This window comes from Deinococcus sp. (genome assembly GCF_025362455.1).
In the GTDB taxonomy this organism is placed as follows: Bacteria; Deinococcota; Deinococci; order Deinococcales; family Deinococcaceae; genus Deinococcus.
This window is the reverse complement of record NZ_JANYGJ010000120.1, coordinates 1-12,496: the sequence shown is the minus strand read 5'-3', so window position 1 is coordinate 12,496 and position 12,496 is coordinate 1. Positions and strand designations below refer to the sequence as shown.

11 protein-coding genes and 1 pseudogene are annotated in these 12,496 nt (G+C 66.4%); 5 read left to right on the top strand and 7 right to left on the bottom strand.

All coding sequences use genetic code 11. The features are described from left to right. Positions 1 to 127 precede the first annotated feature (127 nt). Together Q0R23_RS09510 and Q0R23_RS09505 are read left to right on the top strand one after the other, a co-directional pair. Positions 128 to 1,648, top strand: a complete 1,521-nt coding sequence (locus Q0R23_RS09510) for a Ppx/GppA phosphatase family protein (protein ID WP_293912455.1) — start codon at positions 128 to 130, stop codon at positions 1,646 to 1,648. Continuing rightward, positions 1,645 to 2,127, top strand: a complete 483-nt coding sequence (locus Q0R23_RS09505) for a hypothetical protein (RefSeq protein WP_293912453.1) — start codon at positions 1,645 to 1,647, stop codon at positions 2,125 to 2,127. The genes Q0R23_RS09510 and Q0R23_RS09505 overlap by 4 nt, the downstream gene beginning before the upstream one ends. 35 nt (positions 2,128 to 2,162) lie before the next feature. On the opposite strand, the gene ppk1 is transcribed toward Q0R23_RS09505, so the two are convergent. The 7 genes from ppk1 to Q0R23_RS09470 form a co-directional block, all read right to left on the bottom strand. Beyond that, positions 2,163 to 4,376 carry a polyphosphate kinase 1 gene (gene ppk1 / locus Q0R23_RS09500; protein ID WP_293912451.1) on the bottom strand — a complete coding sequence of 738 codons (2,214 nt, stop codon included), beginning with the start codon at positions 4,374 to 4,376 and terminating at the stop codon, positions 2,163 to 2,165. Positions 4,377 to 4,549: 173 nt separating this feature from the next. Next, entirely contained in the window at positions 4,550 to 5,794 is a 1,245-nt protein-coding gene (gene fabF, locus Q0R23_RS09495) for a beta-ketoacyl-ACP synthase II (RefSeq protein ID WP_293912448.1), read from the bottom strand. Between the two features lie 525 nt (positions 5,795 to 6,319). Further along, positions 6,320 to 6,553: an acyl carrier protein gene (acpP, locus tag Q0R23_RS09490; RefSeq protein WP_293912446.1), complete on the bottom strand. Its 234-nt coding sequence runs from the start codon at positions 6,551 to 6,553 to the stop codon at positions 6,320 to 6,322. A 170-nt stretch (positions 6,554 to 6,723) separates the two neighbouring features. Beyond that, the gene (gene fabG, locus Q0R23_RS09485) at positions 6,724 to 7,476 is read right to left on the bottom strand and encodes a 3-oxoacyl-[acyl-carrier-protein] reductase (RefSeq protein WP_293912444.1); all 753 of its coding nucleotides are present in this window, start codon (positions 7,474 to 7,476) and stop codon (positions 6,724 to 6,726) included. After that, positions 7,473 to 8,027: a DinB family protein gene (locus tag Q0R23_RS09480; RefSeq protein ID WP_293912442.1), complete on the bottom strand. Its 555-nt coding sequence runs from the start codon at positions 8,025 to 8,027 to the stop codon at positions 7,473 to 7,475. Before Q0R23_RS09480 ends, fabG begins: the two co-directional genes overlap by 4 nt. Next, the gene (gene fabD / locus Q0R23_RS09475) at positions 8,024 to 8,941 is read right to left on the bottom strand and encodes an ACP S-malonyltransferase (RefSeq protein WP_293912440.1); all 918 of its coding nucleotides are present in this window, start codon (positions 8,939 to 8,941) and stop codon (positions 8,024 to 8,026) included. The genes Q0R23_RS09480 and fabD overlap by 4 nt, the downstream gene beginning before the upstream one ends. Further along, positions 8,941 to 10,086, bottom strand: coding sequence for a beta-ketoacyl-ACP synthase III (locus tag Q0R23_RS09470; protein ID WP_293912437.1), 1,146 nt, complete (start codon positions 10,084 to 10,086; stop codon positions 8,941 to 8,943). The genes fabD and Q0R23_RS09470 overlap by 1 nt, the downstream gene beginning before the upstream one ends. 124 nt (positions 10,087 to 10,210) lie before the next feature. Here Q0R23_RS09470 and Q0R23_RS09465 point away from each other — a divergent pair, with 124 nt between their 5' ends. The 3 genes and pseudogenes from Q0R23_RS09465 to Q0R23_RS09455 all read left to right on the top strand — a co-directional run. Next, positions 10,211 to 11,158 (top strand): hypothetical protein, encoded by a 948-nt coding sequence (locus tag Q0R23_RS09465; protein ID WP_293912435.1) that lies wholly within the window; start codon positions 10,211 to 10,213, stop codon positions 11,156 to 11,158. Positions 11,159 to 11,211: 53 nt separating this feature from the next. Beyond that, the gene (locus tag Q0R23_RS09460) at positions 11,212 to 12,132 is read left to right on the top strand and encodes a nucleoside hydrolase (RefSeq protein WP_293912432.1); all 921 of its coding nucleotides are present in this window, start codon (positions 11,212 to 11,214) and stop codon (positions 12,130 to 12,132) included. After that, a pseudogene (locus tag Q0R23_RS09455) lies at positions 12,132 to 12,496 on the top strand (phosphohydrolase); the annotation flags it as partial. The gene Q0R23_RS09460 and the pseudogene Q0R23_RS09455, both read left to right, overlap by 1 nt.

Sequence of the window (12,496 nt, the reverse complement as noted above, 5' to 3'; positions counted from 1 at the left end):
CTACCCCAGCCGGGTCTACAGAGCGGAAATGGGGAGTGGGAAGTAGGAAGTGGGCAAAGATGAAGGGTCTGTTCCCACCCCCCACTTCCCCGAACCCACGTCCCTCTCCAGCCGCTAGACTTCCGGGGTGCGCGTCGCCGTCGCCGATATAGGCACCAATTCCTGCCACCTGCTGATCGCCGAGGCGCACGGCGGCAGCTACCGCGTGCTGGACGCCCTCAAGGAGCGGACCCGGCTGGGTGAATGCCTGGACGCGGACCTGAACATCACGCCCGAAGGTGAGGCGCGGCTACTGGCGGCCCTGAGCCAGTTCCGGGCGCTGGCCCAGGCTGCCGGGGTCGGCGAGGTCCGTGCCTACGCCACCAGTGCGCTGCGCGAGGCCCCCAACGGCCTGGCGGTGGCCGAGCGGATGCGACAGGCGTGCGGCATCTACCCGGCCATCATCAGCGGCGAGCGCGAAGCCCAACTCACCTACCTGGGCGCGGCCCACAGTGTCGAATTTGGCCCCGACAACCTGCTGATCGATCTGGGCGGCGGCAGCCTGGAACTGGCACGCGGCGGGCCGGAAAGCGCCAGCAGCGTGATCAGTCTACCGCTGGGCAGCGTGCGGCTACACCTGAGCCACCTGCAAATGGAGCCGCCCGGCCCGCGCACCGTCAGAGCGCTTCAGGACTTCGTGCGGCGGGCCATCGAGCCGCATCTGGAGGTCTTCGCGGCGGGGCCGGGCACCCGCGTGTTCGGCTCCAGCGGCACCTTCGAGGCGGTGGGCGCGGCCATCGCGGCGCGGCAGGGCCTGGGCGGCGGCGAGGACGAGATCGGCGGCTTCAGCTTCGAGGTCGCGGCGCTGGATGATCTGGTCCGGAACCTGCAAAAACTGACTCCGGCGGGCCGCATCAAGGCGGGCATCGATCCGCGCCGGGCCGACATCATCGTGGCGGGGGCGGCGATTCTGGACGCGACTCTGCGGGCCGTGGGCGCCACGCGGGCCACCGTCAGCGGCGGCGCCCTGCGCGAAGGCATGCTGGCTGAGGAGTTGGCCGCCCAGCAGCAGTGGGAAGTCGGCCTGAGCGCCCGCCAGCGCAGCGCCGCCGAACTGGCCGAGCGCTTCGGGGTCAGTTTGCCGCACGCCCGGCAGGTCACGGCGCTGAGTCAGGACCTGCTGTCTCGCCTGACGCGCCGGGGTGAGCGCTTCCCCGAAGACGCCCACAGCCTCCTGAGCGCCGCTGCTTACCTGCACGAGTGCGGCCAGATCGTCGCCCAGAGCAGTCACAACAAGCACAGCGCCTACCTGATTCGCCACGGCGGCCTGCGCGGCTTCGACCCCCGGCAACTGGACATCATCGCCCAGGTGGCCCGCTACCACCGGGGGAGTGCGCCCAAGAGCAGCCACACCGAGTTTCAGGCCCTCAACACCGCTGACCGCGAGGCCGTGTGCAAGCTGGCCGCCGTGCTGCGCGTCGCCGACGGCCTGGACCGCACCCACGCCGGGCAGAGCCGAGTGGTGGACTTGCACCGGGCCGCACCTCATCAGCACGGGGGCGGCTGGATATTGACCGTGGACGGCGCCACCGCCCTGGACCTCGCCGGAGCACAGGAGAAGGGGGATATGTGGGGAGGAGTGTTTGGTGTGCTGAGGGTGGTGGGGTGAGCACGAAGACTGAACTGAATTCATCAGGCACAGAAGAAATGGGGAATATGAGTGGAGATATTTGGGATGTTGCAGGGAATGGTCTAGGCATGAAGAGCTACCTGACTCTCAACACCAACGGCGAATTGACCAGGCTTTATCAAGTTACGCGCAACGATGTAGTGAATGCATTCGATCAAATTCGAGATTACGGCGGCAGAGGCCATGTCGGAATTGACATATATTGCGATGAGATCGTGTCGAACATCCAAATATCAATTGACAACCGACTGTATCGAATGCTCTATGGCATCTTCCCAGACACAGGCGAAGATGAAGTATTTGAGTACATTCATCGAAGTAAACGTTCAAGTTATCTGGTCGAATTCTATGGCGAGATGGTCGGCGACTCGTCGCTTTTCACTGATCCTCATATTGCTGAAGAGAAATTCTACGAACTATTGGAAAACCGCTCTCTCGACCTGACGAACTTCATTTGAGCAGCGCAACGCATAAAACCTTGCTCGATTTGCACTCACTCTCCTACGTTCAGCAAACCCTCTTGCTCCACGCCCATAAACGCCGCCTGGGCACTCGCATTCCCCTCCAGCTTGACGTACTCGCCGCTCGCCTCCAGCGCCCAGGCGCCGCGTGTGTCGGCCCATTCGGTGTCCATGACGCCCAGCAGCTTGTCTTTCTGGCGCTCCTCGAAGACCGGGGCGATGACCTCTACCCGGCGGTCCAGGTTGCGGCTCATCCAGTCGGCGGACCCGAAATACACGTCGGGCGAGCGGCCATGGCTGCTCAGGGCGTCTCCAGCGAAAGCGTAGATGCGGGCGTGTTCCAAGAATCGCCCGATCAAGCTGCGCACTTCGATGTTCTCAGATAAGCCAGGCACGCCGGGGCGCAGGCAACACACGCCGCGCACCATCAGTTGCACCTTGACGCCCGCCTGGGACGCCGCATACAGCGCCTCGATCATGGCCGGGTCGGTGAGCTGGTTGAATTTCAGCCGCGCCCAGCCAGGCTGCCCGGCGGCGACATTGGCGGCCTCGCGCTCCAGTAACTTGATAAACCCACTCCGGGCGGTGTCGGGGGCAACCAGCAGATGATCGTAGTCGGCCTCGGAGTAGCCGGTCAGGTGGTTGAACAGCGCCGAGAGGTCCGCGCCGAGTTCGGGCCGGGCCGAGAGCAGCGACAGGTCGGTGTACAGCCGGGCCGTTTTGGGGTTGTAGTTGCCGGTGCCGATGTGAACGTAGCGCCGGAGCTGCTCACCCTCGCGCCGGACGATCAGCGTGACCTTGCCGTGCGTTTTCAGGCCGCTGACGCCGTAGACGACGTGGGCGCCGACCCGCTCCAGTTGCCGGGCGGATGAAATATTGCGCTGCTCGTCGAAGCGGGCCTTGAGTTCGATCAGGGCCACGACCTGCTTGCCGTTCTCGGCGGCGGTCCGCAGGGCGTCGATCAGGCGCGGGTCGTCGCCGGTGCGGTAGAGCGTCTGCTTGATGGCCAGCACGTCGGGGTCCTCGGCGGCGGCCTGGAGGAATTCCAGCACGCCGATGAACGAGTCGTAGGGGTGGTGCAGCAGCACGTCGCCGCGCTGGAGGATGGTGAACACGCTCTCGTCCTCGTCGCCCAGGTCCACGATGCGCGGCACGAATTCAGGGAATTTCAGCTCCGGGCGGGTCACCGGCAGGCTCATCAGGTTGGCGGTGCCCAGCGGACCTTGCAGCTCGAACACATCGGCGTCGTCGAGTTTCAGGCGGCTGCTGAGGAAGTCGAGCATGGCGGCGGGCATGTCGCGGGTGACTTCCAGCCGCACCGCCGAGCCAAAGCGGCGGCGGCGCAGGCCGTCCTCGATGGTGGCGAGCAGATCCTCGGCCTCCTCCTCGTCGAATTCGTAATCGGTGTTGCGGGTCACCCGGAAAATATGAGCCTGGGTCACGGTGCGGCCCCGGAACAGCTCGCCCAGGTGCTCGGCGATCACGTCTTCGAGCAGCAGCAGGTGCTCGCCGCAGCGCACGATGCGCGGCAGCACGCCCACCGGCACCTTGACGCGGGCGAAATCGGGGTCCTCACCCTCGCCCGCGTCGAGCAGCACCGCCAGATTCAGACTGAGGTTGCTGATGTACGGAAACGGGTGGCTGGGGTCCACGATCAGCGGGGTGAGCACCGGCTGAATCTGCGAGAGGTACTGCTCGCGCAGGGCAGCCCGTGCCCGTTTGCCCAGCTCGCGCACCCGCCCGATTTCCACGCCCTGCGCCTGGAGCCCTTTGAACACCTCGCGGGTGGCCTTCTCGATCTCGCGCAGCATGGTGTGCGTCCGGTTGCGGATCAGGTTCAGGGCTTCCTTGGGCAGCACGCCGTCGATGCTCTTGGTGCTCACGTTGGCGTCGATCTGGCGGTGGATGCCCGCCACCCGCACCATGAAAAACTCGTCCAGGTTGCTGCCGCAGATGGCGGCGTAGGTCAATCTCTCCAGCAGCGGGTTGCCGGTGTTGCGGGCCTCATGCAGCACCCGCTCGTTGAAGGCCAGCCAGGACAGCTCGCGGTTGAGGAAACTGCTGTCTCCCAGGGCGCTGGTGCTGCCGGTCTGGTTGACCTCCGCAGGCAACGAGACACCGTTTTTGGGCCGACTTGGCTTGCGGGCAGCGAGCTTGCGAACAGCACGGCTGAGCTCGTTCACCGCAGGAGCAGCGTTGTCGAGCGTGGATTTGACAGTGGATTTGCTGGTGGCGTCGGCTTTCATATCGTCGTCTCTCATTAAAAAGCGGGGAGGTCAAAGTCGGGATGAGGAGATACAGGCTGAAATGCTGGCCTGAGCCTAGCGCCTGAGCCGGTCAGATTCAAAACCGGGCGCCGTTATCTACACATGACAAAACGCGCCCCATCAGCTCAGGGGCGCGTTCCGACCTTCAATCCCTACCCGTTCCAGCGCTTGAAGACCAGCACGGCGTTCTGGCCCCCGAAGGCGAAGCTGTTGCTCATGGCGTACTCGACCTGCTGCTCGCGCGCACCCTCCGGGATGTAATCGAGGTCCAGCGCCGGGTCGGGGTCGGTCAGGTTGATGGTAGGCGGCAAAATACCCTCAAACAGCGCCTGGGCCACCGCAATGGCCTCCATGGCGCCCGCCGCGCCGAGCAGGTGGCCGGTCATGGACTTGGTGCTGCTGACGGCCAGCTTGTGCGCGTGCTCGCCGTAGACCGACTTGATCGCCAGCGTCTCGTTGAGGTCGTTGGCCGGGGTAGAGGTGCCGTGGGCGTTGACGTAGCCCACCTGTTCGGGGTTCACACCCGCCGATTTCAGCGCCTGACGCATGGCGACCTGGGCGCCCCGGCCCTCCGGCGCGGGCATGGTGACGTGGAAGGCGTCGGCGGAGGTGGCGTAGCCGACCACCTCGGCGTAGATTCTGGCGCCGCGCTTGCGAGCGTGCTCCAGTTCTTCGAGCACCACCACCGCGCCGCCCTCACCGAGCACGAAGCCGTCGCGTGAGGCCGAGAAGGGGCGGCTGGCCGATTGGGGATCGTCGTTGTGGCTGGCGGTCAGGGCGTGCATGTTGCCGAAACCGCCGATGCTCAGGCTGGTGATGGCCGCCTCCGAGCCGCCCGCGAGCATCACGTCGGCCAGGCCGAGCTGGATGATCCGCGAGGCGTCCCCGATGGCGCCGGAGCCGGTGGCACAGGCGGTGACCACCGTGCTGCTGGGTCCGGTGGCGCCGAAACGCATGGCGACGTGGCCGGTGGCCATATTGGCGATCATCATCGGCACGAACATCGGGCTGACGCGCGAGGGGCCGCGCTCGACCATCACGCGGGCCTGGTCCTCGAAGGTATTCATGCCGCCGATGCCGGAGCCGACCAGCGTGCCGGTGCGCTCACCGGCCAGTTCTTCCCGGCTCAGGCCACTGTCGGCCACCGCCAGATCAGCGGCGACCAGGGCGAGCTGCACGTAGCGGTCGAGCTTCTTGGCCTCCCGCGTCTCTATAAACGGGCTCAGGTCGGCGTGAATCTCGCCCGCGATGCGGCACCTGAGGGTGCTGGCGTCGAAATTGGTGATCGGGCCGATGCCGCTCTTGCCCGCACGTTGCGCCTCGGCGAAGGCCCCGGCGCCCAGGCCAATCGGGCTGACCGGCCCCAGCCCGGTGATGACCACTCGTTTGATCTCCATACTCGTTCTCCTCCAGCCGCCCGAATGTGCAGGGCAGCGACGACGCAGCAGTTCAGGCACAGGTTATAGCGCCTGGCGAGACTATGGAGGCGGCGCACGGTTGCCCGGCTTGGCCGACTGACCAGCCGAAGTGGTGAAGACGCAGGCGCAGTGAGGGTTCAGGCGCGGGAACACGAAGGAATCTGTACCCGGCGCAGAGAGGGAAGAGGGGCGGGCGTGTTGACCCCTCTCCTGCGGAGCTGTACCAGTCGCCCCTTGCGGGAGAGTCGCAGACCTGAGGAGTGGCGCCCTCATGGGGAGGAATGGCACCCTCATGGGTGTCCGCTCATGACGACAGTCCGTTCACGACGAGTGCTTGCAGAGGGGAGCTGCGTAGCAGCGGGGTGAGGGGGTCACCGGGTAGCATTCCCGCCCCCTGCATGACATTGTTTCGCTCTCGCACGACATCAGGATTTCGGCGTCTCCCCCACCCAAAAACCGGGGCGAACACGGCTCGCCCGCATTCGCCCCGGCTACCAGACCCGCTCAGGCCTTCTGGCTGCCGATATAGTCCACGGCGGCCTGCACCGTGCGGATGCTCTCGGCGGCCTCGTCGCTGATGGTCACGCCGAACTGGTCTTCCAGACCCATAATCAGCTCGACGGTCTCCAGGCTGTCGGCGCCCAGGTCCTCGACGAAACGGGCCTCCGGGGTGACTTTGGCGGCGTCCACGCCCAGCTTCTCGACAATCACGTTCTTGACTTGCTCGTAGGTATCCATGTGGAGTCCTCCTGAAATGGGATGGCGGCTTTTACGCTGGCGACAGTCTACACGCGGGCGGCGAGTGAGGGCGAACGAATGGTGAGAGTCTGGACCGAAGCTAAAGTTCTGAGCGGCGCAGACCAGAAAAGGTCGAGCCTACGGCCCCTCTTCCCATCAGTCTCTTCCCATCAGTGCGGATACAGCCCGCCGTCGATGCCGATGACCTGCCCGCTGATGTAGCCCGCCGCGTCCGAGGCCAGGAAGGCGATCAGGGCACCGACCTCTTCGGGGAGTCCCAGGCGCCCCAGCGGAATGGACGCCGTGTAGGCCGCCCTCTGCGCTTCGGGGAGCGCCGCCGTCATGTCGGACTCGATGAAGCCCGGCGCCACCGCGTTGACCGTGATGCCCCGGCCACCGTACTCCTTGGCGAGCGCCTTGGTCAGCCCGATCAGGCCCGCCTTGCTGGCGACGTAGTTCGCCTGGCCGGGGTTGCCCATCAGCCCGACGACGCTCGACACATTGATGATTCGCCCGGCCCGCGCCCGCATCATGATCTTGATGGCGGCGCGGGCGGCGTGAAAGGCGCTGGTCAGGTTGGTGCCGATCACCGCGTCCCAGTCGTCGTCCTTCATGCGGACGGCCAGACCATCGCGGGTGATTCCGGCGTTGTTGACGAGCACGTGCAGCCCGCCCATTGCGGCGGCGACCTCCTCGACCAGTTCGCCCGCGTTCTGCGGCACCGAGAGGTCGGCCATGAAGGTTTGCGCCGCGCCGCCGCTGGCGCGAATCTGCGCCGCCAGCGCCTCGGCCTGCTCACTGCTACGGCCATAGTGGACAGCGACGGCGAAGCCGCCCTCAGCCAGTTTGAGGGCGGTGGCCTGGCCCAGCCCGCGCCCGGCGCCCGTGACGAGGGCCACGCGGCGAGAATTGGTTTCGGTCATTGTTGCTCCATAGAATTCCGTGCCCCTTCGAGGTGATGCAGGTTGTGGTAGACGGTGAAAAAGAGCATCTCACGGGCGGAGAGCTGGCTCAGCAGCACATGAGGCAACCGGACCGAGTCGAGTGCGTGTTCGGTCCAGCCGGGTTGGCCCAGGTGCTGAACGAGGGTAACTGAGGCTGACTGAAGCGCTTGCAACGCCTGTGCCTGCGCTGCCGCTGTCTGCTGGCTGGCCGGAGCCGGGGCGAAGGCCGGGGGCGTTGTTCCACCCGCACTCAGCGCGGCCCGGTAGTCGTCCCGAAGTTGGAGGTAAGTGCGCCCCGGACCCGCCTGCACCTCTGCCGGACGAAGCTCGGCAAAGCCCAGGCCCACCCGCTCCAGCACCAGGGTCACATGCCGCAGGTGCTGGTCCAGCGACCACTTGCCGGACGGCGGGGCCTGAAAGTACCGCTCCGGACTCAGCTCCCCGAACCAGGCCACCAGGCTCGACGCCGTGTCCTGCAAGGCCGAGATGATCTCCTCGCGGCTGGACGGGTTGAGTTCTACGCTGCTCACAGCTCAAAGCCTTCCAACTGCGCCAGCGTGCCCACGTTCACGGTGCGGGCGTCGGGCAGGATGCGCCTCACCAGCCCGGTCAGCACCGTGCCGGGGCCGAATTCCACGAACACCTCGGCGCCCAGTTCCGACAGGCGCTGAATGCTCTGAACCCAGCGCACGCTGCGGGTGATCTGGCGAATCAGCAGCTCCGGCACGGCCCCGGCGTCCCTGACAGGTCCGGCGTCCACGTTGGCGATGACCGGAAAGGCCAGCGTACCCAGCGGGGCCGAACGCAGATCGGGCGCCAGGGCCTCAGCGGCGCTTTGCATCATGACGCAGTGAAACGGGGCGCTGACCTTGAGGGGAATGGCTTTGAGTCCTTTTTCCTTGAGCCGGGCACAGGCCTCTTCAACCGCCGCCCTCTCGCCGGAAATCACCGTCTGGGTCGGCGCGTTGAAGTTGGCCGCCTGCACGCCGTCTATGCCCGCGCAGACATCCAGAACCGCATCCGGGTCGCCCATGATGGCCGCCATCGCGCCCAGGCCGCTGGGCACGGCTTCCTGCATCAGCTCGCCGCGCCTGCGGGTCAGGTGCAGCGCCTGCTCCAGCGTGAAGGTACCCGCCGCGACGTGGGCGCTGTACTCGCCCAGGCTGTGCCCGGCGGCGGCGAAGGGCGTGAGGCCCGTGTGCGACTGCCAGGCCCGGTAGGCGGCCAGGCTGGCCGTCACCAGGGCGGGTTGCTGGTTGGCGGTGAGGGTCAGGGCGCCCTGCGGGCCAGCCTTCATCAGCTCGGTCAGGCCGGGCAAGGCCGATTCAGCCGTCTCGAAGACCTCACGGGCAGCCGGGAATGTGTCGATCAGGTCGGCACCCATCCCGATGGAATGCGAGCCCTGGCCGGGAAAGAGGGCGGCGATCTTGATGTCTGGCTTCATCACGCGCCCACCTCGGCCAGCACTTTCGATTTGGCCGCATGTGCCGCCCGGTCATACCACTTCATGGTGCTGGCCGCCCAGCTCAGGCCGCCGCCGAAGGCCACCATCAGCAGTTGCTGACCGTCTTTGATGCGCCCGTCCTGGCAGGCTTCGGCCAGCGCCAGCGGCACCGTCGCGGCGGAGGTGTTGCCGTAGCGGTCGAGATTGATGACGGTCTTGTCCATCGGAATACCGAAGCGCTCGCAGGCCGACTCGATGATGCGGATGTTGGCCTGGTGAGGAATCAGCCAGTCCACATCTTTGCTGCCCAGTCCGGCTTTCTGCATGGCCGCCAACCCGCTGTCGCCCAGCACCCGCACGGCGAATTTGAAGACCTCGCGGCCATTCATGTAGGTGTACTGGCCCATCGGAATGTTGCCCGGCAAGCGGTCTGCCACGCAGCGAATGTACAGGCTGCCCGCCCCGGCGCCGTCCGAACCCAATACGAACGACTCGAAGCCGTAGCCCTGCGGCACAGCCTCCACGACTACCGCGCCGCCGCCGTCGCCGAAGAGGATGGCGATGTTGCGGTCACCTTGATCCACGATCTTGGTCAGCACCTCGGCGCTGACGACCAGCACCTTGCGGGCGGTTCCGGCGACCACCAGCGCGTGCGCCACCGAGCAGGCGTAGACGAAGCCGCTGCACGCCGCCGACAGATCGAAGGCCGCCGCGCCGCGCAAGCCCACCTGGGCGGCGATCAGCGAGGCGGTGGCCGGAAACATGGCGTCGGGGCTGCCGGTGGCGCACACCACCGTGTCCACGCCCTCCAGGCCGTCTGGGAAGCGTTCTAACAAGTTCTGTACGGCCCGCACGCCCATGTCGGAGGCGAAGTCGCCCGGCTCGGAGTAGCGCCGTTCACGGATGCCGGTGCGCGAGACGATCCATTCGTCGCTGGTGTCGAGCCGGGCCTCGAAATCGGCGTTGGTCACGACCTTCGGTGGAGCGTAGGCGCCCAGCGCGGTGATGCCCACGGCAGGGCGAGCAGTGTCTGTGCTGGCAGTGTCTGTGCTGGCCTTGTCTGTGCTGGCCTTGTCTGGGCTGGCTTTGTCTGTGCTGGCCTTGTGTGGGCTGGCTTTGTCTGGTCGGGGAGCGTCTTGCGTCATATCGGCCTCCGGCGGGCACTCTAACATTCTTTGAACAGCCGTTCAATGAATTATGGGGGCATTGTCAGCTCGCCCCCGAAGTCTGTACCCGGTCAATTCGGCGTCAGGGCTCACAATGAACAGGATGACTGCCGCGTTCACCACCGCCCCCGACATTCAGCGCCACCACCACAGCCTCGATCTGGCCTTGAAGATTCAGCTCTGGGCCACCTGGATCACGGGCGCGGCGCTGCTGCTCGCCCTGATCTGGGGCTGGACGAAGATCGGCGCCGTCACGGCCCTGCTGGGCAACCTGCTGGCAACGGAGCTGAAGGTGATGCTGACTCTGAGCCTGATCGGCACGGTCCTGGGCACCTGGATCACGGCGCTGCTCTACGGCTGGTGCCGGGCGTATCTGGCTCAGGTGGCGAAAGCGGCCACCGGTCAGGGCGTGAATATGGACCGTCACCAGGCACTGCACAGAACGCTGAACGCCTACATTACGGCGACCCAGTGGGCCTTGCCGGTGGGCGCAGGCATTCTGGTGCCGCTGAGCCTGTGGGCGCTGGCGCTGTTCGTCAACTCGCTTCCAGGCTTCGGCATAGGCGCTGCCGAACTGCTGCTGATCGGCCTGAGCGTGGTGGTGCTGCTGGCCGTGCCGATCCTCCTCAGTAACCTGATCCTGGCCGCCGTGCGGCGCTGGCTCAGGGTCGTCAGTGCCCGGCTGCGCGGCGAGGGTGGCCCGCCCGCGTTGCCCGCCGCCCAGGTCGCCGGGTACTGGTTTGTCTTCTGCGCCGCGCTGCTGGGCCTGAACGTGCTCAGCAGCCTGGGCGCCCTGCCCACGCTGGCGCTGGGACCGGCCCTATCATCGGCGCTGTCGTCGGCGCTGCCCAACCTCGAAGGGCTGTCGCCTGCCCTGAATATCTCGCCAGGACTCATCACAGGCGTGAGCGTCCTCATCGGCGCACTTTCACTGCTGGGCGCGGTGCAAAACGGCCTGCTGCTGTGGACGCTACTGGCCTCGCGCTCGTTTGCGCTCAGCACGGCACAAGCGCTGGACGCCCCACCCCCGATCCCGTCCAACCCAAGCTGAACGAGCATCTCAACCTTTCGCCCTTCCCACACGCCACAGGCCATAATCCCCCCATGTCCACCCTCCTGATCCACGACTGCGACCCCGGCATCGACGACGCCGTAGCGCTGCTGCTGGCCCTCGGCAGCCCGGAGCTTGAGCTGAAAGCCGTGACCACCACGCACGGCAACGTCTCGCTGAGGCGCACCACCCGCAACGCGCTGGACCTGCTGGCCTTTGCGGGCAGGCCCGACGTGCCGGTCCACGCCGGAGCCGCCGCGCCGCTGGTCCGCGCCCCGGTTTACGCGCCAGAGATTCACGGCCAGGGTGGACTGGGCACCGTCACGCTGCCGGAAGCTGGGCAGCCGGTTCAAGCCGAACACGCCGCGCTGGCGCTGATCCGGCTGGCACAGGCGCATCCGGGGCAGCTCAGCGTCTGCGCCACCGGGCCGCTGAGCAACCTGGCGCTGGCCGAGCGCCTGCAACCGGGCGTGCTGGCCAGTCTGAAAGAGATCGTGGTCATGGGCGGCAGTCTGGACACGGGCGCCCCCAAACTCGGCAACGTCACCCCGCACGCCGAATTCAACACCTACGCCGATCCCCACGCGCTGCGGGTGGTGCTGGAGAGCGGCGCCGACGTGGTGCTGTTCGGGCTGAATCTGACCCGCCAGGTGCGCGTCACGCGGGAACGAATCGCCGCCCTGAGTGCGCTGGGCACGCCCGCCGCGCAGCTCTGCGCCGGGATGCTGAATGGGTATCTGGACATGATCGAGGTGCGCGACCAGAAAGTCGGTGCCCTGCACGACCCCTGCACCGTGGCGTACCTGCTGCGCCCGGAACTGTTCGAGGTCCGAAGCGCCCGCATCGAGGTCCATCTGAACGAGGACGAACAGCTCGGCATGACTGTGCTGGCACAGGGCGAGCCGAACGTGCGGCTGGCGGTCAGCGCCGACGAGGACGGCGTGTATGCCCTGCTGTCTAGGCGCCTGGGCTGATGGATGACCTGATACGAGCGGCCCGACTGTACTGCCTTCCGTTTTACGCCGGGCCGGGGCGTTTCTATCACACCCTCAAACACATCCAAGTCATGCTGGACGCGCTGAATGGCCGTGGCGGGCTGACGAATAAGCTGGCCCTGGCCATCTGGGGCCACGACCTGATCTATGACCCGACAAAGAGTGACAACGAGGCCCGCAGCGCAGCGGTGTTCGGCGCCTGGCTGGCGGCGCAGGGTCTCCCAGACGAATTGCAGCAAGAAGTCACGGGGCTGATCCTGGCGACGAAGCACGACCAGCCACCCACGAGCCGCTGTGCTTGCCTCCTCGTGGACGCCGACCTGGCCGTCTTCGGCGCCTCCGA